Source organism: Pelotomaculum schinkii (assembly GCF_004369205.1).
GTDB lineage: Bacteria > Bacillota > Desulfotomaculia > Desulfotomaculales > Pelotomaculaceae > Pelotomaculum_C > Pelotomaculum_C schinkii.
Genome location: NZ_QFGA01000002.1, coordinates 242708 through 267308 on the forward strand (window position 1 = coordinate 242708; position 24601 = coordinate 267308).

The window sequence follows — 24601 nt, forward strand, 5'->3', positions numbered from 1 at the left end:
AAAAGCACTCCGTATTTGTATTAATCCACATTGCCTCACTTCTTTCCAAATAAAAAGGGGTGAGCATGAATAAAAAATCGAATTCACACCCACCGCTTTAATCTTTAATATTGATTAAATTTTTTCCATTTTTAGGTTCCAGTAATTTTATTTACCTGTCGCCCATTTAGTAATGCAATAGTTGTATTGGTCATAGCAAATTAAGTTAGAGTACCTTTAGCTTTTTTACTGTATGATTTGTTTAATAAAATACATAAAAATTAAGAAAAAGTCAGGCATATGAATCAAGATAATTATCGTATTACGGAGCCTTCGGGAAGCGGAACCCGACTCAGAATCATTCAGGAAACTGTTCCGGGACAACAATCACCCTTGCACACGTCATAACTTATCCAAGGCCAATTACTTACAAAAAGCTGGGGCTAATCCTTCAATCGACTAAGCGAGGTCATCGGCATTCTCCTTGACGCCTAGCGAAATGGCCATTATCGGAAGCGATATTGCTACAAAATCGCTCAAACATTCAATCTCGGTTTCATAGACCGTTTTAACGGGAAACTGATTATTACCGGTTCGGTATCCAATGTGGAAATTACGCTGAAAACTATCCTTGATTACAAGTGATACACTTGGCTTTACAACCTGCAAACGTCATTATTGATACACCGGGAAAATACGCTGAAACAAAAGTGCTTGCCTGGTAACGAAGCTCTGTACTCTTTGAGGCAGGTATAATTGGGTTTCTAATCAGTTCATCCGAACAATATTCTCTTTAGAGTTCCAATCTCACACCATGCGCAAAGCGTGATGTCTTCGGAATCGTGACGAAGATTGATCGGACGGACACGAATGTTGCCCAAGCTGAGGAGTAGCTCCGTTTGGCGGCTATGAAAAGATTTTTCATGTAAGCTCTTATGCGGGCGAAGGATGTGGCAAATATTGAACTACTTGAAAGAGCCGGGTGAAATAATACCCTGGGAACACCCGATAAGTAAAACAGCTATCATATTGTAAATTTCGGAGAAAGGAGATGTTTAATAATGACAGCAGCCCGTATCATCTTAGCGCCGGGCGCAGCGGTTATTGAAATGCTGTGCAGGCGAATACATCATGAAGCAAAAGCCAAGCTTGAAGCACATCATTTTGATGCCGTGGGCTTAATTCAGACCAACATTCCGAATTTGTATTATTATGCGGACATTGGGCAAAAGGCTGGTAATGTCCTCCCCATCGAAATCAACGGCAATTGCCCGCAGCATTTCAGTACACTTGCCTTCTTCGGCGATACGGCGGCAGTCAGCGCTGCTATGCAGGCGGTGAAAAATATTGAAATAAACAATGAAAGAAGTAAAAATTGCTAGGCTAATTAAAAGGTTTGCTCGTATTCCACTGGGGACATATACCCAAGAGCAGAATGCAACCGAATCCTATTGTGAAATATTTCAATATATTTAATGATGCCTGGCGGGCTTCAGACCTTGTCCTGAAATAGTTGCAATAAATCAGTTCCCGCTTCAGTTGTGGCTCATATGGCAATCATTCCATAATCCTTTAAACGCTAGAATTTATGACTGGCATACTGACTTCCACAGTCGAAAGGAAATCAATCCCGTCGGCGGCCGATATCTTCAGACGGCTTGTCTGAAAGCGTTCAGTCTGGCTTCATGGTATTGTCCATAGCCTAGCCGACGCTCTTACGCTGAACAGATCCTCAATAGCGGCAGTATATATTATCGCTATGCGGTGGAGACCCCATTCGTTTTTTACTTTTTCTAGTCCCTTTAGAAAGAATCTTCTAACTAAAGTTGCCTTTGATATCACCAAAGATACTTTCGACTTCAACAGGAAAGCATTTAGTTTACGATTAATGTTGATTCTCCTGTTAGCAAAGGACTTTACACACTTATGTCGGTGAGGAGATCTGGAACAATCTGCTCATTTAGGCACTGAATCTCACTCTTATAACCATTATTAATGATACGGTTGTACTGGTATCGGAAAACCAGAGATCTGACGTACCCATAAATATATATTAATCCAGTTCTTCTACATAATTAAAATTCTGTACCTTTGTAATATCATTCGCATGGTCAGGTGAAACTGGTAGATCTGTTTCAGTTGAAACTGAGGTGATACGACCGCAGACCAAACCCACGTATGGAAACGGAAATCTTTAGATGTGTGCAACTCCTGTTTCGGTAAAAGCCTGCCGTGTTTCCTGATCTTGCAGAAAATACTCCATTCAAAACAGCCGCTTCAGAGGGAGTGAATCGGCTGCAGTGATCGAAACCTCTGCTTGACCCACAGGGTGAATCGTCCTACCGAATGCCCCCGTCTTCTCCAATTTCCGAATAGAATTCTTGTCGATTGCAGAAAGGGAAACCAGATACCCTGACGTTCCAGTTAAGTGAAAACGAAGATTTTAAGTTATAGCAGCACCTCTTTTTTAAGAAATACGCCAGCTTATAAACGTTCTCCGCTAGCATTAAAAGGACTTCTAAAATACCACCGCAGAAGAAATCGCCCTCTCTTTTCAATTCCAGGCAGGATTTTACAGTAAAATCGTAGAAAGATGTCTAAATTATTTTTCTTTCCGGAGGCAGGCATGATAGCCATAGTGAAAAGCACCGCTTTGAGCGGTCTGGATGGTCAAATCGTGGAGGTTGAGGTGGATGTGTCAAGAGGTTTACCCAGCTTCGACATAGTTGGGCTGCCGGACGCCTCGGTGCGTGAAGCCAAGGACCGCGTCCGCACCGCCATCAAAAACTCCGGGCTTGAATTTCCGGTCAAGAGGATTACAGTCAACCTGGCTCCCGCCGATCTAAAAAAAGAGGGGCCGGTTTACGATCTCCCTATCGCAGTAGGGATCCTGGCTGCCACTGAGCAGCTGCCTCCTGAGCGCTTCCAGCAGTATGTTTATCTCGGGGAACTGTCCCTTAATGGCTCACTGCGCGGCGTGGCGGGAGTTCTCCCCAACGTGCTGGCGGTAAGGGATGCAGCTTTGCAGCAGGTGGTTGTCCCTATGGAAAATGCGAAGGAAGCGGCACTGGTGGAAGGGATTGATGTTTTTCCGGCCTCCTGCCTTGATGAACTGGCCGCTTTTCTGCGCGGTGAAAACGAAATAGCCCCTTACAGGTTGGACCTTACAGAATTGCAGGACAACTGAACGGCGTCTACCATATCAGCCATTGGACAACCGGCCTCTTCTTGAGGCAACACCACGGTTTTCTCGGGACAAAGGATCGACGCGGTTTCAGCCATAAAGTGGACACCGCAAAAGATAATGATCTTCGCGTTACTTGCTGCTGCATGCTGGGAAAGCCCCAGAGAGTCTCCAACAAAGTCTGCAATATCCTGGACTTCAGGTCTTTGGTACACATGCGCTAGGATTACCGCATCCCTCTCTTTCTTGATACTCCGGATCTCCTTAGAAAACTCCTCATGATTTACTTACCCTAACAATTTAGTAGGATGTTCATTTTCATAACTGTAACAACTATAAATATAGCAAGTAATGTATCACATTAACCGTCATTTGATTTTACCTATATTCTTGGAAAGTAATATGGCTGTAGATGTTTGTTATAGAACCATATGATACTAACTAGTTGTACGCCTTCTTGTTAGCTGCTTTTTGTATGTCCTCTTGAACAAAATCCAGTAAATCTGTTTCTATTATACGGTAGGCCCTGCCAATTTTAGTAGCCTTGAGCTTTTTCATTTTTATATAATTATATACAGTAATTCTATTAAGTTTGAGAATTTTAGCTACTTCCCCAACTGTATACAACTTCAAACTAATTGCCTCATCTGCCTGGATTCGTGAAATTAGTTCAGAGACATCATCAATTGTGAATAATTTCAATTAATACCCCCTTATTTTGTACTAAATAGTCCCTTTTTATTGCTTAGGCCTAATTGATATTTTGGCATATATTAGGGGATAAGATTACATATAATTAGCCTTTATATCGCTATAATGTTTTCAATCCTTACTAAACTACCGTTTATTGAGTAAACTTTGTATCACTACCGTTGAGAGGATGGTTGTGAGTTGACAGTAAAGGTTGTGGGTTCGTTTAATTTTCTTTTCTAGTTAGCTGTATGAATTAAGATTACCGGGCACGGTGCATTGCTACTGACCTTACTGCTAACGCTACCACCTAGGAGATCATGTATTTTACCCAGGCCCCTGCTACCCATGACTATCAAATCATATCCTTCAATCTTCGCCTTTTTACATACCTCGTTGGAATGTTTTCCGATCGCAACGTCTACGTTAATTTTAACGTCCAAGTTTGAAAAACTCCTTTTCAATTGTTCCAGAATCAACTTGGCTCTGGCCTTATTTTCTCTAATCGAATCAGTACGTTTTAAGCCATTCGTTCCACCTTTTTTAGCATCAACAGAAGCCTTGCAAGGTACTACGTGAAATAACGTTACAGACGCCCTGAAAGCTATTGCCATTCTATAGGCATGCCGCAATGCTGAATTTGATTGAATAGTATTATCAAATGGGACCAGAATTTTTTTATACAGTCCTATCACCCCGCGTGATAATTAACCCAAAATACTTCTCTATGTTTTTAGCGTTGCGCAAACCCTTCCCTATACTGCTATCAGATTATACGTGCGTCACAAAGCCACATAAGCTGATAGGTGTGTGTGATTGAGGGAAGAAATTCCGCGTAACATGATGTGAAGGTTATATTAGTATTAGTGAGCACCTTCTCCTGAATAATTTTCTTCATTATATCTATATATCTATGCTCTTCACGATATTTTCCTTCTCAAACTCATTTGACTCCGCCAGTTTCTCCAATTCGGTCAGCTGTTCCTCCAACCTGGCCAGTCCCTATTCGCATCCCCGGATAATTTCAGGAACATCTTCCCATTGATGAACCCCTAAGCCAGATGCCTTGAGTAGCTCTTAATCTCTTCTTGCTTTTTGTGAATGTTGATTCTGGCCTTTTCCGCCTGCCTGGCGTAATCCTTTTTTTACTTAACCGCTCAGTAACGCTTTTATCAACTTCGTCTAATCTTAGCTCTGTCATATAAAGTAGCTTATTTAACTGAGCCAGGATAATTTCGTCCAGGTCACCTCCATCACCCTGTGGCTGCTGTAGTACTGCGCCCTAAACTCATGGAAGGTTGAACACACATAGATAATTTTAGCTTTTACTTTTCTGGCCACAAAACCCTTGTTGCATTTAACGCACTTCTGTATCCCGGCATATTTGTGTATCTTCTGGTTCCCGGCCCGCACCTTTTCATTGGAACCTTTTTTCAAATATCTGCTAGACCATGTTGAAGTCTTCCTTATTAATAATGGCAGGCATAAAATCGGGGTGGACGAATTGTTCTTCCTTGTCCACCCCGACCTTCTTGCCTTTCATTTTGCTTACCTTGGTAGTACCACAACGTAAGGTTCCGATATGGGCGTCGTTTCTCAAGATCCCCTTTACGCTAGTGGCATACCACAAATCTCTCTGCGTCCAGTTCGGTTTTTACGGGATTGCCATGGTTATATCTGGAACAGGGGTAAGCTCGCTGCTTGGCAAGCCTTATATTAGTCTACCGACAGCGGGTGGGCGCTCCTAAAAGTTCGGGCGGCTGGAGTATCGATACAGTTTTCGCTATCTGCTGCCTGGTATTGGAATTTAACCTGGTCACAGTTCTGGCCGGCAGAAATAGCGATGGTTATTAGTGGAATAAAACGGAAGCAATAATTAGGGCAATGGTACCTGCAACTTTGATTAGCGGGTTCATGGCAGGTCCGGAAGTATCCTTGCAGGGGTCGCCGACAGTGTCGCCGATAACCGCTGCCTGGTGGACCGGGTTGGGCTTGCCGTCGATCTTTTTACCGCCCAGGTTGCCCGCTTCAATCCACTTCTTGGCATTATCCCAGGCGCCGCCGGCGTTGGCTAGGAACAGGGCCATCAGAACGCCGGTGGCGGTCAAACCGGCCAGGTAACCGGCCAAGGCCAGCGCGCCCAGGCCAAAGCCCACAACTAGCGGCACGATAACAGCCACAAGGCCGGGGAAGATCATCTTGCTGATGGCGGCGCCGGTGGCGATACTGACGCAGCGGGCATAGTCCGGCTTGGCCTCGCCTTCCATAATCCCCGAAATTTCACGGAATTGGCGGCGCACTTCGTTCACCATACCGAAAGCGGCATCACCCACGGCACGCATGGTGGCAGAGCCGACAACAAAAGGAATGGATGCGCCAAGCAGGAGTCCCACCAGCACCGTCGGGTTGTTCAGGTTGATAACCAGGTGGCCATTCGTCAATAGATGCGCAAGTTTCGGGTTCCTGGCCACTTCGTCGGCAAAGGCCTGGAAGAGGGCTAAAGCTGTAAGCGCCGCCGAACCGATGGCAAAACCCTTGGCGATGGCAGCGGTGGTGTTGCCCACAGCGTCCAGCCTGTCGGTCTTTTCACGGACTTCTTCAGGCAATTCGGCCATCTCAGCAATACCGCCGGCGTTGTCGGCGACGGGGCCGAAGGAGTCCATAGCCACCACTATGCCGGCGGTGGATAGCATACCCATGGCAGCCATGGCAATACCGTAAATGGCATGGCTTGGGTCAACCCAACTAGCAGCCCAGAAAGCGAAATAAATCGCGCCCGCAAAGAACACCATCGGATAGAACACCGACTCCATCCCTACCGCCAGGCCATGGATGACGTTGGTGGCCGGCCCGGTCTTGGAGGCCTCGGCGATCCGCAGGCAGGGCGGTTTGTTATTAGCGGTGTAATATTCGGTCAGGGCGCCGATAGCAATGTTAACAATCAACCCGGCGGCAACCGCCAGAAAAATACCCACGCCATCCCTGCCGGGGAAAGTCCTGGTAGATAATAAGTATACGCCGATAGCGGTCATAAGATTGGTGGCCCACAGGCCCACATTAAGAGCCGTCTGCGGGTTGCCGCCTTCACCGGTACGTACAAAAAAAGTGCCGATAATAGAAGCGATAATCCCAATCGCTCCTACCAACAGTGGGAAAAGGGCGCCCTTGGGCCCGAAAATACTATTACCGATAATCATAGCGGCGATGGTGGTCGCGGCGTATGACTCGAACAGATCGGCGCCCATACCGGCGGTATCGCCTACGTTGTCACCCACGTTATCGGCGATAGTAGCCGGATTACGCGGGTCATCTTCGGGAATACCGGCTTCAACCTTACCTACAAGGTCTGCGCCCACATCGGCAGCCTTGGTGTAAATACCGCCGCCGACCCTGGCAAAGAACGCGATGGCAGATGCGCCAAAGGCAAAGCTGTTGATAACAACGGCGTCTTTATAAATAAGGAATAAAACAGAAACTCCCAATAGGCCTAAACCTGCTACAGACAGTCCCATAACTGAGCCGGCGCGGAAGGAAACATTCAGTGCTTTGCCCAAGCCAAAACTACGAGCAGCTTCCGCAGTCCGAGCGTTTGATTTGGTAGTGCTGTTCATTCCGATGTATCCTGCAATAGCTGAACAAACAGCACCCACGAGGAATGATATCATCAAAGGAATTCCTTTAACCCGGGGATCAAGCATAGGCAACACTAATACAAGTAATATTGCAACAACAATAGTAAAAGGTATCAGGGTTTTGTACTGCCGGTTCAGATAGGCCATGGCGCCTTCCTGAACCGCTTCCGAAATCTCTTTCATTTTGGGGGTGCCCATGGATTCTTTCATAATGCTTGCAAATGTTGCAAGCGCAAAAAGAAGGGCGACTGCCCCGGTTATTACGCCGTACCAAGCAAGTGTCATTGTTTCCTGCACTTCTAAGCTAACCTCCTTAGACCTTTTCTGAAAATTTTCCAACAAAGCTCAACTGCTATAATAGCAATCTTTCAGACCTCATCTTGTATTAATATTTTTCCACTTATCGTAAAGTACGATTTTTATATCTAAAACCTCAAATAATCCAAAATATTTGATATATTTCAGGAAATAACATCATAATGGATAAGATATGAGATCTCACATTTTGTGCGGGATCTCATATCATCCTTGGGAACTTTACTTCTTTTTTTCTACTCTAACAATACATTTTCATGATACGTGGCGATGCCGGTGGCATGTAGAACGCCTTAGTTGCCGATTCTCCAACTAACCAATCATTTTTTTAATTTTCGCGTATTTTCTTAAAGCAACCATAGCATTAACAGCTTGTTCCGGTGTAGGATAAGCGGGAATGCCGTGGTCCCTGAGCTTCATTATCGATTCGTTGCATTCGCCTCCACCCTGGCATTCCATGATAAACGGCTTCCCGAGGTGTTTATAGGTTTCATAAATCTCAATGGCGATGTCGGTCACAGCAGGGACGTCGGTGACGGCTGTAGGGCAGATAGAACCTATAACACCGTCGACGTTCGGGTCACGTAGGGCCTGCCTGAAAGCTCCCTTATACTGAATGGGGGAAGCCGTGCCGGCAATGTCCACAGGGTTCAGGGGCGAACCGAACATGGGCATGTAAGCCCTGATTTTCTGAATAAGACTAGGAGAAATATCTTTCAGTTCAGTTAAGGGCATGCCGACTCTTTCAAAGTGATCGCAGGCCAGCAAGCCTGAACCGCCGCCATTTGTGATCATAACTACATTATCACTTTTTAATTCGGGTTGCATACCTAGGGCAAGGGAAATATCTAAAAACTCCTGCCATGTGCCGGCCCTGATAGCTCCGGCTTTTTCAAAAATCTTATCGTAGTAAGCATCATCAGTACCTTCGTTTTCAGATGCGGTATGGGCAAAAGCCGCTTTAACCCCGATCTTGGATCCTCCGACCTTGATAGCTACTACCGGTTTTTCACGGACAACAGACTGGCAGGCCTTAACATATGCTTCCGGAGAATCCAGGCCCTCTATATACGTGGAAATGCATTTGGTATTGGGATCTTTAGCTCCGTAAGCGACAAACTCGGCAAAGTCCACATCTGCCTTGTTGCCCAGGCCGACGAAAAAGCTCATGCCAAAATGGGAAGTCTGTGAAGTCCCCAGGGCGGCCAGCAGGTTTGCTCCCGACTGGGATATCATTGCCACCGGGCCCTTAATGGGCAGATAGGGGATAAAACCACAGTTGAAGTTAAGATAAGGACTGCCCATTCCAACCAGGTTAGGACCAATCAGAGGCAGCTTGTTGTCCCGGCAAAACTGAGTCAGGCGGTTTTGCAGGTCTCCCCTGCCGATTTCCTTAAAAGCGCTTGTAGCAATAACTGTCATTTTAGCCTTTTTAGCCACGGCATGTTCCAGAACCATTTTCACCAGATGAGCGGGGACAGCGACAAAGACCAAGTCCACCTCACCCGGAATATCCATGACGGTCTTATATGCTTTTAAGCCGTGGATCTTCTCCGCCCGTGGGTTAACCGGATAGATGGTCCCCTTATAACCCCAGTTTTTCAAGCCTTCGATAACCTTGTAACCGACTTTGGTACTATAACGTGAAGCGCCTACAACAGCGATGGAAGAGGGGCTGAGGGCATACTTCAAATTATCAACCACATATTGACGAGGAGCGCTGATTTTCATTTATTCCTCCTCCTTCCTGGCCATGCTGCATTTTATTCCGTCTTTCACAGTGCGGTCCTGGAGGAAATCGTCGGTAAACACACATTCTTCCCAAAAACCGTTCTGGTCGTCCATCCGGCATACCCAGCGCCGGAATTGCCTGTAGATATCGGCTTCTTTTATGTCTTCGATCTCGCTGTAAGAGTTGAGTTTTTCCTTCAAAGCTTTGGTATCCGAAATTTCATTATAGGCCCAGACAGATATATCATATAAAGAATCAGTAAATTCAACGACGTTATTCAGTTCCGGAATCCGTGACAGTTCATCGGCAATTTGAGCCTTGCGATAACTGGGTATAGTTTGGAACAAACGTATTACATATGCATGGTTGGTAAGGCCAAGCTTCATAAAATTAAGGTGAAACAGGGGAACCAGTATACGTTTGTTTTCTACGACATCTTTGATTCCGGCCAACATTTCTTTTGGATCCAGGCCTGAAATATCAGCCAGGACTTTGAAGTCAAAAAGCTCTTCCATTGGTTTTTTAGTGTTCAAGGCCTGGATAATTTTTAAATCCGTCAGGTCCATCTTGTCCTGTATTTTTGCCAACTTTTCCAACTGATCCTTGCCCCAGAAAAGTTCACGGTAGGAATCTCCAGGCGCGTCCCACATATTGACATTAGATTCCCGGATGTCACGGCGGATCGGGCAAAGATGCACAAACTCTATTTCCGGGTTGTTTTTCCAGGGTTCAATAACATCGGCCAGCAGGTTATCCAAAACCCTCATATGGTTTCCGTTAAAATAATCAAAATCGCCGCTGCATTCATAACCGGTACAGATATCATCCTTGTTTTGATACCATTCTGATAATTTTGCCTTGGTCTCCCTGGGAGTGTTTTCTTTTAGTTTAACAAGCCAGTAATATAGCCCCCATCCGTAGACCTGGGTGGCGGGATTCATCACAAACATAATCAGGTGTTCATCATAGAGCCTGTGCAGCCGTTTAACAATTTCATTTTTACCCAACCCAACAGCTTTGGACAGGTAATCCATGTTGAAGACGTCGGGATGGATCTGGTATGAGGATTTTGCCACGTTATACGCGCTCATGGCTGCGTCGTCCAGCGGTACGATACCCGGTTCTGAAAAGCCAATCCCTCTGGGTGCAAAAAAGTAATCTCTCATCCACTCTTGCCTTTGATCACTACCAAGCATATAAGCTGGTGCATCTTTTTGTTGTTTATCAGACATTTTTTGACCTCCTTTTTGATTTTTCTTAATATCTACTTAAAAAACAATTACAAAGGTATCTACCCCCCCATAACCTGTTTTGCAAAGATACCACACATACGGGATTGATAATGATTTTATTAAGTTGCTTATAGTACTAAGCAACTAATATGCCAGAGAAGTGTTTTAAAGAAAAAGGCATAAAAACTCAAAAAATAGCCTCTACATTAAAAATTAACGTAGAGGCTTATGTCCTAAAATTGAATCATAGATATATTTAAATCCAATGAAAACTTATGAGGACAAAGAAAATCAATAAGTGTTAGAATTTCTATCAGGTGTTAGTTTTCATAACACCCTATTTGATATTTCCTCATTTTACAGTAAAGTGTATTCCGGGCAATCCCTAAAATTTTAGCTGTTTGACTTAAATTTCCCCTGCTTATATCCAGAGCTTGTTGAATCGACTGCTTTTCTGCTTCCTCCAAAGAAAGCGTTCCTGTGGATGTTTTATTGTACTGCGGTTTAGATGTAGTAATATATCCAGGAAGGTGTTCAGGCAAAATGTAACCATTTTCCGCAAAGAGCGCCGCCCTTTCCAGGGCGTTTTCCAATTCACGGACGTTTCCGGGCCAATGGTAATTAAGTAAAATCTCCCTTGTATTTTTACTTAAAGAATATTTTTTTCCACGCTTCCGGGAATGTTTTTCAAGAAAATATTCAATTAACAGAGGTATGTCACCATTTCGCTGAGACAAAGGGGGAATATTTATAGATATTATATTTAACCTCCAGTAAAGATCCTCCCTGAAACTACCCTCCGCCACCATCCTTGACAGGTCCTTGTTCGTGGCGGCGATGACCCTGACGTCCACCGGTACAACTTTCGCACCGCCTAACCGTGTAACTTCTTTTTCCTGTAAAACCCTTAATAGCCTTACCTGGAGGTCTTTAGGCATTTCCCCTATTTCATCTAAAAAGATTGTCCCGCCCACCGCAAGTTCAAATTTCCCAGGGCGGCCGCCCTGGCATGCCCCTGTAAAAGCCCCCTTCTCATAACCAAAAAATTCGCTTTCTATCAGTTCTTTTGGTATCGCCCCGCAATTAACGGCTATAAAGGGGCCCTCCGCCCGGAAACCTGCATTGTGAATAGCTTGAGCAAATAATTCCTTTCCAGTCCCGCTTTCACCAAACAGCAGTACGTTAGAAGATTCCCTGGCAGCTATGTTTGCCAATCGTTTAACTTCCTGGATTTCCCTGCTGTTCCCTATTATGCTGTCAAAAGTAAATTTTGCTTTGCTGTTATTTTTAGAAGCTAAGTTTTTTTGTTCTTTAGCTTCCCTGAAGACACCTATAACTCCAGCGATTTCACCATCGTCTTTTAATATGGGAATACTATTTAAAAATATTTTCCCCCGTTTGGAATCAAGAATAACCTCTTGGTTGCGACAACCTTTTTCGGAATCAAATGTTTTTAGCGTAACCGGGTGAAAATCCAGGATTTCACTCGCTTTCCTGCCGACTGCTTGTTCATGATTGATTGATAGGAGCCCTCCTGCGCTCTTGTTGATATCCCTGATTATTCCTTTCCTATCAATCGTCACAACCGCTTCTGCAACCGAATCAAATACAGCCTTATAATATTGGCTTATCACATGAAGATTTTCTCTTGTCTTCATAACCAGCAGGTGATTTTCAATTGCCATTTCAGCCGCCACCAGTATGCCGAAGATTTGGCAGTTAATTTTCTTCACCATTTGGAAGCTCATGGCAAAACCCAGTACCCCAATAATTTTCCCCTCTGGATCTTTGATAGGCACTGCCGAACAAGCCCGCTCCTTTAGCTTCATGCAGTATTTTTCTTCAGCAATAAACGGCACGGGGACTCCCTCTGCCAGTACCATTGCGACAGCTGTTGTGCCCACCGCCTGCTCGCTCCAGCTAACCCCAATACCAAAGTTCAAGTTGTCCTCGAAGTCTCTTAATATTTTTTTGTCCCCTACAACATACAATACCCAGCCCTCATTATCCGTCAAAAAAACAACATAACCCGAACCTTTTATCATTTGATACATCTTATCCATATAAGGCTTGACTACTCTCAAAAAGTTTTCATTTTGCTCTAACTTTCCGGTTAGCTCCGCACTAGATAATATTTTCGTACTTTCCCCACCATAAGGATCAATGCCCAACCTTTTACACCTTTGCCAGGATGAAAGAATCGCCCGGTTAACTTTAACCGGCTGTTTATCATACTTTATAAAATTCTGCCATTCCTCTTTAAGTAAGGAGTTGTTTTTTCTTAATTGAGCAAGCGACATAATGAAGACTCCTTGTTTCTTTATTGCTGCAGATTGCCCAAGCTAACACTAATTCTACCGTGAAAACCTACTGCAAGCCGAATCTAACCAAGCGTCAACATCATAACAGGCGTCTTTCTTGTTATATAAGATACTTATATGGCTTTCTTAATTAATTATTATATCATACCCATGAAATATCGCTACTTTCACAACTTGCCAATAATGCTGTCAAGTTAAAGTAGGTTGTTCCCGATAATTTTCAATGTAACTCAACCAAATAATAAATTTGACAACATACCGGATTACAAAAATTCAAAAAACGTAGGTGGCCGTGTCGTTGACTACCACCCCCATCATGGTCTCATCAATATGCCGACGGGGTGGCTCCGGGAACATGTCTACAAAAGTAGAGTCCGTCGTTTCTCCCATTATACCATGCGTAGGCTCCCCGGTACCTAAACATAATTTATTTTCAACAACATCATGAGTTATTGGTTTTATCATCCACGATTTTATCAGTTGATTTATTTTCTTTTTTAAGAGCATTAAACTCATCTTATGATAAAGCAATTAAAATATTAAAAGCATTTACTACATTCCATTGTATATTCCGCTAAGAAAAAACACCTAGACCGCCGAAGTTGAACACTAAGACCGTTTAAATTGAACAATCATTCCGTAGTGGCTGTACATTGATAACTAAAGGATCACATGGTATACTCAAACTGCTTTTACTTTTAAGCAGGATAGGGCAACACTGAGGAGTGACCCGAGCGGCTTAAGAGTTTTGCGGGGAGAGTGATGCCGGTGAGCGTCGCTCTTTTTTTGTTAAAAGCAACATAACATCACTCTCTTTGGAAAACTAAGCGATAAACCTCGGGAGTTTGAGGGCAGAGCCCTCAATAGCCGTAAGGCTGTTTTGAATTATCTGTCGGCAATACCCTTGCGCTCCCGCATAGAGTTTTTACCGTCGATAAAAATGGTGTAGGAATCATGCACAATGCGATCTGAAATGGCATCGGCCAGTGTCGGTTCGCCAATTTTATGATACCAACCGCCGATCTCAAACTGGGAACAGAATATGGTAGAAGCTTTTTTGTAACGAGATTCTACGATCTCAAGCAGATCGCGGGCTTCGCTTTCCTTGAGCGGAAACAGAAGCCATTCATCCAAAATGAGCAGCTTTACCTGTTTGTAAGCTTTGATGACCTTGCGGTATGTCCCCTCACCGCGTGCAATGGCCAATTCACCCAGCAGATCGGGAAGCCGTACATATTTAACCGTGTAAAAGTTTCGGTTGGCAGCCATGCCAAAAGCATTTGAGAGGTAGGTTTTTCCGCTGCCCGTGGCTCCAAGGATTATGATGTTATGGGCTTCTTGGATGTAGTTACAGCTAGCCAAGCGGATGATTTGAGCTTTGTCGAGTTTGCGATCGTCATGATACTCAATGTTCTCAATACAAGCGTCATTGAAGGCAAAACCCGCGTTTTTGATCAAGCGCGACAGCCGATTGTTTTTACGGGCTGCCCATTCGGCATCGATCAGCAGACCGAAGCGTTCTTCAAAAGCCATGTCAGACAAGTTTGCGTTTTTGAGCTGTTCCCGGAATGCTGCGGCCATGACACTAAGCTTCATTTCGTGAAGCTTGGTTACGGTCGAATCGTTTAGCATTTTCCATCCCTCCTGCTGTAGTAATCGGCTCCTCGTGTGAGTCCAAATTCAGAGGAGGAATGGGCTGGGGTTTCTTTCGGCAGCTTGTCCTGACCGGATTTTAAGATGGCCTGAACGCTCTTCAAGCTAGGCTGTACAGTGTAGGACAATGCTTTGGTGCAGGCCGCTTCAAGGCGCTCCACCGAATATTTGTCGGCTAGTTTCAAAAGAGCCATACAAGCCTTGTAGCCCTGCTGCTCGACTTTGTGACTTCCTAAAAACAGGTTAATGACAGCGCTTGTATTCTCACCGATTTTGGCTGCCCAGGATTTAAAGCGGTCGCCGTTCCAAGACACATATTTTTGATGATCTGGTGGCATATGGACTTCCAGGGTGCTGTATTGATTGCTCCTACCATAGAGCCGGGGATGAGAACAAATGCGATTGCCTTGGAAGAAGACCTCAATCACATTGCGGGTAATCCTGACATCAACTTTCTGCTTGATGTATTCAAACGGCACCGAATAATTCTGGGTCTCCACACTGATATGGTAATTGTATTGAACAGTGGCAATCTTCCAGGTCGCCAATTCAAATGGCTTTAAGGGCAACGGCAGCAAGAAGGGTTTTTCCTCATCGAACGAGGTGGCTCTGCTCCCGTTCTTCTTCTGAAAAGGTTTCTCTAGAAAAACCATTAGCTTTTCCCGAATGGCAGCATTCAGCTCTCGTAACGATAAAAACTGCTGATTACGCAGAGCAGCGAGTATCCATGTTGAGATGATGCCGACCGATCCTTCTACCGTGGGTTTATCTTTGGGAGCCCTAACTCTGCATGGAATAACCGCTGTACCATAATGTTCAGCCATCTCCTGATAGGTCTTGTTAATAACTGCTTCGCCTTTCGTCACCTTCTCCACGCCGGTTTTTAAGTTGTCCGGTACCATAATGCGAGTGATTCCACCGAAGAAGCGATAGGCGTTGATATGGGCGGTAATCCAGCTCTCCTGATTTTGTGAAAGGAAGGCTTCCACATAGGCATAGCCGCTGTATGGCAGGGCAGCCACAAACACATAGGCTTGGATAATCTCTCCCGTGTCTGTGTCGATGATCCTGGCGGTTTGTCCCGCCCAGTCTACCTCCATGATTTCCCCAGGCTTACGGTGAATGTGCATGGTTGCCTTGGTGCTTTTCACATAGTCAGCGTAATATTTGTTGAACTGGGTCGACTTGTACGGTACTTGCCCGGACTCGCGGCACTGGTCGCAGTATTCAAGCCATAACAGAGTTAAGGTCACACCGCTTTTTGCCATCTCACGATGGATGTAGTCGTAATTCGGCATTTTGTACGCGGGCTTAGCGCTCTCCGAAGAAAAAAGGCGCTGTGACAACTCCTTGTCGGACATTTCGGCCACTGTCTGCCAACTTAGCCCTTGATCCTTTGCTCTTTGAAGCACGTTAATAACCGTGGTTCGAGAGCATCCGCATCCAGACGCAATGCGGCTGTTGTTGATTCCGAGGCTATGTAGCCGCAGAATCTCTTTGTAACTGGTCATCTCTATGACCCTCCTTGAATTTATTTGCACCTTTCAGATGCATAAATTCAATTTAGCAGAAAGGTCATATCCGGTGTTCAACTTTGCCGGAAAGGGTGTCCAGTTTCAAACGGAGACACTGTTCAATCTCAGCGGTCAAACTGTTCAGTTTGACCCGGCATATTCATTCCATAAAATGGAACCAACCCATATGGGGACAGGCATAATTAAAGAAGTTGTTTCAAACATGCAAAAGGGTTGCATCGATTACACAATTTTAGCCAATTTCGCACCAGTAAAAGTATTGCACCAAAACAATATATGGACAATTACTATGGCAAAGAAACATACACAACTTGTTCCACTTATCAGTATTCACCCTGAAATGGAAGGAAATATTCTTAGCCATTTAAAACAATACATAGCATTAGGGGCTAAAGGAATTAAAATTCATCCCTCCGTACAAGGGTTCTTGCCAAATGACTACAGGCTTCAGAGTGTGTATGAGTATTGTAATGAAATTGCATTTCCAATAGTGTTTCACTGTGGGCTAACATCGGAAGTTAGAATAAACAATTATTCCGATTTAGAAATGCTCATGCCGGTAATTGACGAATACCAAAATATCCCGATTATATTAGGTCATATGGCTGAGGGAAAGGTTGGGGATGTACTATGGTTATCGAAGGTATATAGAAATGTATATTTTGATACATCAATAGCTATTTCTGGATTGCTTTGTATTAAAAGAGTACATGATGATTGCTGGCGGGATGATAATATAGTAATTGATATTATTAATAAAATAGGTGCAAACAGGATTATTTTTGGTTCCGACTACCCTTTTGGTTGTCCTATACATGACATTAAACGATTTATGGATATGAGTCTTATTAATGAAGACAAAAGGCTTATATTAGGAGATAACTCTATGAGAGTTTTTAATATAAGAACTGGTCATAAAGATATCTCAGATACCCTTTGATGACGGCAAGATTTCTTTGCCTGACATATGGAGCATTCCTGTAGTAAGCAAAAATGAGCTTTGAAAAAAGGAGTATCTCCTGTTAACATACGAGGTGTCTGCTTCGCGAAGCGACCCTTAAGCGGCCTTGCGCGATCAGATGCGAGTACTAAGAAGCTGCAGCAGTAGGAGCTCAGGTTCATCCACCGATGAGGGCGGACCCTATTCGAGACCTACGACATTGCAAAGTATTATACATTGCTTGGAATCAATTTGAAGAATGTTGGTGCCGTGTTGATGATGAAGAGAAGTTTCACTCTTCAAAGTCTTGCTGCCAGATACGGTGTTTAAAAGAACTGCTGGAAAGGACCCGGGTTATAGAAACTTACATCTCTGTAAGCCTGAGAATTTAATATACCACCTTTGCAAATTACAACTACAAGGCTCTCATATCTCTATCGGTATAAATAGAGAGATATTGAGGGTGGAATTTCAGTTCGTTTTAAATACGCGCTGTATCTACTATCATATTCCATGGGTTAAAACTAGGCCATCAACGATATGGAATCCCCCCGGTTTGTCGGCAGGTGTGTAGCAGAATTATGGTGAAAGGACAAATATATTTATCCGTTGTTACTATACTGTTTTACAGCATTCTGGGTATCTTGCGGTGCTACTCCAACAGACTGTATGAATATAAAGCAGATATATCTAATCAGGACATATACAACAAAAGTAATAGCAAATACTTCTTCAAAATACACAAGGTATTTGAGTGCAGGGATATCCATATGCATTTTTATAAAAAAACCATCGGTAGCCTTAATTGCTGTTGCACTTATAACAAAAGGGAATGTAAAAGCCGAGTAGCTTGGATAAAACTTTAGCCTAAACATTTTAGGCATGTAAAGAAGTACTGCAAAAAACATTGTTAGTGACATGACTACTAACAGCCAAATGAATGTCATGTTTTTTTCTTGGAAAGAATTTAGATATCCGGTTAGGCATATACCTGTAGGCGCAGCAAAAATCGCTACCGTAGGCAACAGCGATTCAGGTATAGATTTAATTACGAATGTTCTATAAGTAATAATTGGCAGCAGAATCAAATAAGCAATAAAGCTAAACCAGAATAATACCCTGCCGATCCAATCAACTCCAAATACAGGTGCCGTGATACTTCCCGCAGCAATACCGACAAATACTACAAAGCAGCTTGGAAAAACCTTTTGAATGCTGTATTTTAAAATGAATTCTTTTGTAAAATAGATGATTAAAGCACAGTGCATCAAAATTCCTATAACCCATATGACATATGATGCAAACGGCCAACAGGAGTGAATATAGGTAGATAGAACCATAACTCCCATTGGGAAAGTAGAAGCAATACCGGCAATTGCGGGATTCTTTAAATCCTCAATGACGACTCCGATCTTACAAATTATCTTTACTAAAAGAAGCACCAGTATTGAAGCGGATATAATGCCAAATATGCTTTTTAATATATTTGAGTAGGACGATATTAGATTGCCTGCAGCTGCCAGCCCCAGCATCAGCCCTGATGCCGGTACGGGGATTCTATCAATTATGTTTCTCATACTTACTGATGGGAATGGGACACTATTTCTTTTATCCTCGTATCCTACGCAATATTTCAGGATTTCCTGCTTATCACGTGATTTGAAGGAGTTTACCACTTTGAACCCCTGCTTTCTTAAGAATTCTAAAACTTCATCCTCGGGGTCTGCTCACGAAACGGAAGAAATCGTACGCCAACCAAATTATGGTAAATAATTCGCATATAACTACACGCTGGTACCTATTCGATTAAGCCTCACCGTGCTTTCGTAGCGTCCGGAATGCGCAGAACCTGCGCCAGGTCCGCAGGACCTATTTTACAAGCTCAGCCTGAACCCGGGGAGTAGGAGGTTAAATTTATATTTAAGAATTGATTATCCATTGATTATGCTCCTTGCCATTAGTTTGTTTACAGCGTATCATAACAGTAATTATAATACAAATGCATTGTATGCATATTTGTATGCGCTGCAGTAATAATTCGAACGATTAAAAGGAGCGCAGCTATTGTCTGAAATTAACCTTTACCAGCTAAAAGTATTTTACAGTGTAGCAAGACATCTCGGTTACTCAAAGGCCGGGGAAGAGCTGGCCTTAAGTCAGCCTGCCGTTTCCCGCCAGGTAGCCGCCCTGGAGAAAAGTCTTGGCCTTGAGCTCTTTGTTCAGAGAGGACGGCATGTAGAGCTTACCGACGTGGGCCGCAGCCTTTTCGATTACGCCGACCGGATCTTTGATCTGGCAGTCCAGGCCGAGCGGGCCATGTCTCAATTTAAGGACTTGGAGCGCGGCCATGTACTCATCGGTGCCAGTACAACCATTGGTAGCTATATACTCCCGCAAGTGCTGCAGGCCTTCCATGAGAGGTTCCCCCACATAGATATTTCATTGCGTTTAGGAAACAGCGCAACCATTGAACAGTTGGTTACAAATAGAGACGTGGACCTGGGATTAGTGGGCGATGAGGTTAAAAACCCGGCCATGCACGTAGAGACATATTTCCGGGACGAGCTTGTAATGATCATTTCACCGGAACATCATTTGAATAATAAAAAAAAGGTCTTAGTGGAAGACCTTGAAAGAGAAACCCTTATTTGGAGGGAAAAAGGCTCCGCAACACGTGCTTTGATCGAGCGATTCTTAAATAATAGCGGAGTTGTTTTCAAAAATTATATAGAAATCGGTGACACCGAAGCAACTAAGCGTTTGGTTACGGCAAAAATGGGAATTGCTTTTGTTTCTAGGTATGCGATAACACTAGAGCTTTCAGCAGGCATCCTCAATATAATAGACAGCAGCAAATTCGTAATCCCCAGGTATTTTTATGTCATTTCAGCAAAATACCAACATCATGTTCCAACAGTATTAGCCTTATTAAACTTCATTCATAAATGTTTTCCCCAGGGTAAGTGTCCCTTTTTCATAACTTCTAGACAGATAAGCTGGAATAACAGAAGTGTTCTGATAACCGAACCCGTTAATGATCAATAGCTTGGGAGTACAATAGATTTTTAGCTACTAAAGGCTGCGTACTAAGGCAAGCAACAGTATACCTTGGTTGTAATGATGGGAAGTTGAATGTCTTGGTGATAAATCCTGCAAAATTTGCGAATAAGGTGGGTTAGTAGTGCAGATAATAGCACACCAACAAGCAAAACTACGTGCATATTCCGGAAATGTGGTGGCTTGCGCAACTCCTGTTTCGGTAAAAGCCTGTCGTGTTTCCTAATCTATCATCCCCTGGGTGCCGAAAACCACTCCATTCAAAAGAGCCGCTTCAGAGGGTGGGAGTAAATAGGTTGCAGCGGTCGAAAGCTTCTGCTTGACCCACAGGGTGAATCGCCCTACCGGATTGTCCCCCGTCTTCTTCAATTATATAAACGTTGTCCGCTAGCATTTGTAAACGGCTTCTAAATACCAACACAGAAGAAACCGACCTCTCTTTTCAATTCCAGGCAGGATTTTACAGCAAAATAATAGAAAGATGTGTAAATCATTTTTCTATGCGGAGGCAAGCATGATTGCCATAGTGAAAAGCACCGCTTTGAGCGGTCTGGATGGTCAAATCGTGGAGGTTGAGGTGGATGTGTCAAGAGGTTTACCCAGCTTCGACATAGTTGGGCTGCCGGACGCCTCGGTGCGTGAAGCCAAGGACCGCGTCCGCACCGCCATCAAAAACTCCGGGCTTGAATTTCCGGTCAAGAGGATTACAGTCAACCTCGCCCCCGCTGATCTCAAAAAGGAGGGGCCAATTTACGATCTCCCCATTGCAGTCGGCATCCTGGCTGCCACTGAGCAGCTGCCTCCTGAGCGCTTCCAGAAGTATGTTTATCTCGGGGAACTGTCCCTTAATGGCACCCTGCGAGGTGTAACAGGTGTGCTCCCCAACGTGCTGGCGGTAAGGGATGCAGCTTTACAGCAGGTGGTTGTGCCATTGGAAAACGCGCAAGAAGCCGCGCTCGTGGAAGGAATTGATGTTTTTCCTGCTTCCTGCCTTGATGAACTGGTAGCTTTCCTGCTCGGCGAAAATGAAATAGCTCCTTACAGGTTGGACCTATCAGAATTGCAGGCCCATCCGGAGGAAGGAGCTTTTGATTTTGAGGACATCAAAGGCCAGCAGACAGCCAAGAGGTGTCTGGAAGTGGCCGCAGCCGGCGGCCATAATGTGATTATGCTCGGCAGTCCAGGTTCCGGTAAAACCATGCTTGCCCGCAGCCTGCCCGGCATACTGCCTGACCTGACCTTTCAGGAGTCTATAGACGTGACCAAAATACACAGCCTGGCCGGACTGCTTCCTGCCAACCGTCCGTTGTTAATCAGGCGCCCTTTCCGCTCCCCGCACCACACCGCATCAACGATAAGCATAATTGGAGGCGGGAGGATTCCCAAGCCTGGTGAGGTTTCACTTGCCCATCACGGGGTTTTGTTTCTGGATGAGATGCCGGAATTTCACAAGGACACCCTGGAAGCGCTGCGCCAGCCCCTGGAAGACGGCGTGGTGACCATCTCCAGGATTAACGCATCCCTGACCTACCCGGCCAGGTTGATGCTGGTGGGGGCGCTCAACCCTTGCCCCTGTGGTTATCACGGCGACCCGGTCAGGGAATGCTCCTGCTCCCCGCTCCAGGTACAGCGCTATATTTCCCGTCTTTCCGGACCTCTCCTGGACCGGGTTGACCTCCATATTCAGGTGCCAAGGCTCCCTTACGAAGACATATCACAACAGCCCCAAGGCGAAAGCTCCAGGGAAATTAAAAACAGGGTGGAACGAGCCAGGGAAATACAACGGCAGAGGTTTTCCGCAGAAGAACCAGCCGGGACGCTGCGGAGCAAACCATCATGTGCAACCTGTAACGCCGGCATGGGTCCGCGAGAGATAAGGCAGTACTGCAAACTTACCAAGGACGCCAAGGCGTTGATCAAGGACGCTTTCAGCAGGCTAAACCTGAGCGCAAGATCCTACGACCGCATCCTCAAAGTCTCCAGAACCATAGCTGACCTGGCTGCCAGTAAACTGATTAAGGAAGGCCACGTGGCCGAGGCGCTGCAGTACCGTTCTATGGACAACAAGAGCTTATAGGTTTTATGCGCCCACCAAGGATTATTCTACATATCCCTATAAAGGGCACATGTCTCTTCCATGTTGGCACACCGGCAACCGCCGCAGACACATCCATTTTAATCATATAGCCACTTGATACTTTGATTTGAGAGGAAGAACAAAATGAAAATTAATTTGACAAACGTCCAAGGGACGCTGCTGTTACCTTTATGGGGAGGGCCAAACTAACCAAAATTGGCAATCCGGTTTTAAGCGACCCCAAAGCAGTTGAAATTGTGGAACAAATAGTCGAATATGATTTTGCAGGCGTAGAAAAGATTTTTAGCGATTTTTTTAATGTTGGATGGATCACAAGAGCAAAAATGTTTGATGAAACGATTAAAGCCTTCTTATCAAATCATTCTGAAGCCACTGTGGTAAACCTTGGCGCCGGCCTGGACACTACCTTTTTCCGTATCGACAACGGTAAATCGCGCTGGTATGACCTGGACCTCCCCGACGTCATAGAAATAAGGAAAAAAATAATCCCGGAAGGCGCACGTTCAAAATGCATAGCGGGATCCATGCTTGACCCGGCCTGGGTAAAGGAAGTCTCAACCGGTTCGTCCGATGTTTTGTTCTTTTCAGGAGGGGTGCTGTTTTACTTCACCGAGACAGAAGTAAAAGAATTGTTCAAGCTTTTAGCAGACAACTTCCCCGGCGCAGAAATAGTTTTTGATACAAACGGACAAGGCTGGGAAATCGGTAAAGCCGTAACAGAGATCGGATCCGGTCTGAACGGACACCGCCTAAAACTGATGAAATTACTTGCAGATCCTAAGATACGAGTGATTGTGGTTGAACACCGTGATCGTCTCATGCGGTTTGTGTTTGAATACGTGGAAAGCTGTCTTTCTGTCCAGGGTAGACGGGTGATCGTGATGGACCAGTCTGAAATGAAAGATGATCTGGTTCAAGATATGATTGAAGTTCTCACATCCTTCTGTGCCCGGCTATATGGCCGCAGGTCGGCAAAGAACAAGGTAAAAAAAGCAATGGAGGCCTTAGAGAATGATAATTAACCGTGCCTATCGGTATGAGTTAAAACCAAACATATCTCAGAGAATCCTCCTTGCCAAGCATGCCGGATGCGCTCGCTTCGCTTACAACTGGGGGCTAGCCCGCCGGATCGAGCTGTATCAAGCGGAAAAGAAGTCAACTAATGCTATGGCCCAACACCGGGCGTTGAATAAACTTAAACAGACAGATTTTTCCTGGATGTATGAGGTTTCCAAGTGTGCTCCTCAGGAAGCCCTGCGGGATCTCGACCGGGCATTCAAAAACTTTTTCACTGGTCTGAAAGCAGGAGAGAAGATCGGATTTCCCAAGTTCAAGAAGAAAGGTGTCCATGACTCTTTCCGATTGACGGGCGCAATCAAGGTTGAAGAGAAAGCCGTTCAGCTTCCCCGCCTGGGTATAATCCGTCTCAAAGAAGAATCAGCGATAGGTGGCCGGATTCTCTCGGCCACCGTCAGCAGAGAAGTGGATCGCTGGTTTGTCAGCTTTTCCTGTGAGGTAGCGATTCCAGATCCTGAACCTGTCTTCGGTGATGCTGTTGGCATTGACGTGGGGTTGCACCATTTTGCCGCCATGTCTGACGGGACGAAGATCGAAGCTCCTAAACCACTGGGCAAGTATCTGAAAAGACTCAAGAGATTATCCAAGAAACACAGCAGGAAACAGAAAGGCTCCAACAACCGGAAGAAAAGCGCTCTTGACCTAGCCCGTCTTCACCGGCGCATCCGCAACATCCGGCAGGACTTCATGCACAAGCTCACGACAGAGCTGGCAAAAACCAAGTCAGAGATCGTGCTCGAAGATTTGAATGTCCGCGGGATGTTGCAAAATGACCGGTTGTCCAGGCATATCGCTGACGTGGGCTGGGGAGAATTCCGGCGACAACTCACCTATAAGACTGTGTGGTATGGGTCAGTGTTGACACTTGCTCCCCGTTTCTATCCCAGCAGCAAGACATGCTCATGTTGCGGCCATGTGAGGGATAGCATGCCTCTGTCTATTCGTGAATGGGACTGTTCTTCCTGCGGGGCGCAGCATGACCGTGACGTTAATGCTGCTGTCAACCTGAAGAAATATACAAGAAGCCTTGCTTAAAATTTGAGTACCGGAAGTTCTCCGGGAATTTACGCCTGTAGAGATCCCTCTGCCGGGGGTGGGAGACCATCTAGTCACGGGTCGATGATGCAGGAATTTCGGAGTGGGAATATTTTTCTAT

At 44.9% G+C, this 24601-nt stretch carries 19 protein-coding genes and 3 pseudogenes; 9 read left to right on the forward strand and 13 right to left on the reverse strand.

What is annotated here, in order from left to right; all coding sequences use genetic code 11:
* The first annotated feature begins 1040 nt into the window (after positions 1-1040).
* Positions 1041-1361, forward strand: coding sequence for a BMC domain-containing protein (locus tag Psch_RS12140; protein ID WP_190240489.1), 321 nt, complete (start codon positions 1041-1043; stop codon positions 1359-1361).
* 5 nt (positions 1362-1366) lie between these two features.
* Here Psch_RS12140 and Psch_RS12145 read toward each other — a convergent pair.
* Positions 1367-1518: pseudogene (locus tag Psch_RS12145) on the reverse strand (IS3 family transposase); the annotation flags it as partial.
* Between the two features lie 1087 nt (positions 1519-2605).
* On the opposite strand from Psch_RS12145, the gene Psch_RS12150 reads away from it, so the two are divergent.
* Positions 2606-3166 carry a magnesium chelatase domain-containing protein gene (locus Psch_RS12150; RefSeq protein WP_345789079.1) on the forward strand — a complete coding sequence of 187 codons (561 nt, stop codon included), beginning with the start codon at positions 2606-2608 and terminating at the stop codon, positions 3164-3166.
* On the opposite strand, the pseudogene nadA reads toward Psch_RS12150, so the two are convergent.
* The 5 genes and pseudogenes from nadA to Psch_RS12175 form a co-directional block, all read right to left on the reverse strand.
* Positions 3160-3423 (reverse strand): annotated as a pseudogene (gene nadA / locus Psch_RS12155) (quinolinate synthase NadA); the annotation flags it as partial. The gene Psch_RS12150 and the pseudogene nadA overlap by 7 nt on opposite strands.
* Positions 3424-3604: 181 nt before the next feature.
* A complete protein-coding gene (locus Psch_RS12160) occupies positions 3605-3865 on the reverse strand; it encodes a helix-turn-helix domain-containing protein (protein ID WP_243124075.1) in 261 nt (86 codons plus the stop codon).
* A gap of 227 nt (positions 3866-4092) precedes the next feature.
* Positions 4093-4548, reverse strand: coding sequence for a universal stress protein (locus Psch_RS12165; RefSeq protein ID WP_190240490.1), 456 nt, complete (start codon positions 4546-4548; stop codon positions 4093-4095).
* 520 nt (positions 4549-5068) lie between these two features.
* Positions 5069-5290, reverse strand: coding sequence for a hypothetical protein (locus Psch_RS12170; protein ID WP_190240491.1), 222 nt, complete (start codon positions 5288-5290; stop codon positions 5069-5071).
* Positions 5291-5297: 7 nt separating this feature from the next.
* Positions 5298-5483, reverse strand: a complete 186-nt coding sequence (locus Psch_RS12175) for a recombinase family protein (RefSeq protein ID WP_282432464.1) — start codon at positions 5481-5483, stop codon at positions 5298-5300.
* Between the two features lie 71 nt (positions 5484-5554).
* On the opposite strand from Psch_RS12175, the gene Psch_RS12180 reads away from it, so the two are divergent.
* Positions 5555-5707, forward strand: coding sequence for a hypothetical protein (locus Psch_RS12180; RefSeq protein WP_190240493.1), 153 nt, complete (start codon positions 5555-5557; stop codon positions 5705-5707).
* On the opposite strand, the gene Psch_RS12185 is transcribed toward Psch_RS12180, so the two are convergent.
* The 6 genes from Psch_RS12185 to istA form a co-directional block, all read right to left on the reverse strand.
* A complete protein-coding gene (locus tag Psch_RS12185) occupies positions 5704-7770 on the reverse strand; it encodes a sodium-translocating pyrophosphatase (RefSeq protein WP_190258830.1) in 2067 nt (688 codons plus the stop codon). The genes Psch_RS12180 and Psch_RS12185 overlap by 4 nt on opposite strands.
* A 342-nt stretch (positions 7771-8112) precedes the next feature.
* On the reverse strand, positions 8113-9531 hold the full coding sequence (locus Psch_RS12190; RefSeq protein WP_190240494.1) for an acetate--CoA ligase family protein: 1419 nt from the start codon (positions 9529-9531) through the stop codon (positions 8113-8115).
* Positions 9532-10764 (reverse strand): AsnC family transcriptional regulator, encoded by a 1233-nt coding sequence (locus Psch_RS12195; protein WP_190240495.1) that lies wholly within the window; start codon positions 10762-10764, stop codon positions 9532-9534. It abuts the gene before it with no gap.
* 320 nt (positions 10765-11084) lie between these two features.
* On the reverse strand, positions 11085-13064 hold the full coding sequence (locus Psch_RS12200; RefSeq protein ID WP_190240496.1) for a sigma-54-dependent Fis family transcriptional regulator: 1980 nt from the start codon (positions 13062-13064) through the stop codon (positions 11085-11087).
* 906 nt (positions 13065-13970) lie between these two features.
* Complete coding sequence (gene istB, locus Psch_RS12205; RefSeq protein WP_190240497.1) at positions 13971-14717, reverse strand: IS21-like element helper ATPase IstB; 747 nt, start codon at positions 14715-14717, stop codon at positions 13971-13973.
* Positions 14711-16249, reverse strand: coding sequence for an IS21 family transposase (istA, locus tag Psch_RS12210; protein ID WP_190240498.1), 1539 nt, complete (start codon positions 16247-16249; stop codon positions 14711-14713). Before istA ends, istB begins: the two co-directional genes overlap by 7 nt.
* Before the next feature lie 4 nt (positions 16250-16253).
* Between istA and Psch_RS12215 the strand changes: the two genes are divergently transcribed.
* Positions 16254-17213, forward strand: a complete 960-nt coding sequence (locus tag Psch_RS12215) for an amidohydrolase family protein (protein WP_190240499.1) — start codon at positions 16254-16256, stop codon at positions 17211-17213.
* Between the two features lie 602 nt (positions 17214-17815).
* Here Psch_RS12215 and Psch_RS12220 read toward each other — a convergent pair.
* Complete coding sequence (locus Psch_RS12220) at positions 17816-18889, reverse strand: TDT family transporter (protein ID WP_345789080.1); 1074 nt, start codon at positions 18887-18889, stop codon at positions 17816-17818.
* Positions 18890-19277: 388 nt separating this feature from the next.
* Between Psch_RS12220 and Psch_RS12225 the strand changes: the two genes are divergently transcribed.
* From Psch_RS12225 to Psch_RS12240, 5 genes and pseudogenes are all read left to right on the forward strand, one after another.
* Positions 19278-20258 (forward strand): LysR family transcriptional regulator, encoded by a 981-nt coding sequence (locus Psch_RS12225; protein ID WP_190240500.1) that lies wholly within the window; start codon positions 19278-19280, stop codon positions 20256-20258.
* Between the two features lie 526 nt (positions 20259-20784).
* Complete coding sequence (locus Psch_RS12230; RefSeq protein ID WP_190240501.1) at positions 20785-22347, forward strand: YifB family Mg chelatase-like AAA ATPase; 1563 nt, start codon at positions 20785-20787, stop codon at positions 22345-22347.
* A gap of 191 nt (positions 22348-22538) precedes the next feature.
* A pseudogene (locus tag Psch_RS21430) lies at positions 22539-22997 on the forward strand (class I SAM-dependent methyltransferase); the annotation flags it as partial.
* Positions 22998-23390, forward strand: coding sequence for an IS607 family transposase (locus Psch_RS21170; protein WP_282432474.1), 393 nt, complete (start codon positions 22998-23000; stop codon positions 23388-23390).
* Positions 23380-24480 carry an RNA-guided endonuclease InsQ/TnpB family protein gene (locus Psch_RS12240; protein ID WP_206663773.1) on the forward strand — a complete coding sequence of 367 codons (1101 nt, stop codon included), beginning with the start codon at positions 23380-23382 and terminating at the stop codon, positions 24478-24480. Before Psch_RS21170 ends, Psch_RS12240 begins: the two co-directional genes overlap by 11 nt.
* Positions 24481-24601 lie beyond the last annotated feature (121 nt).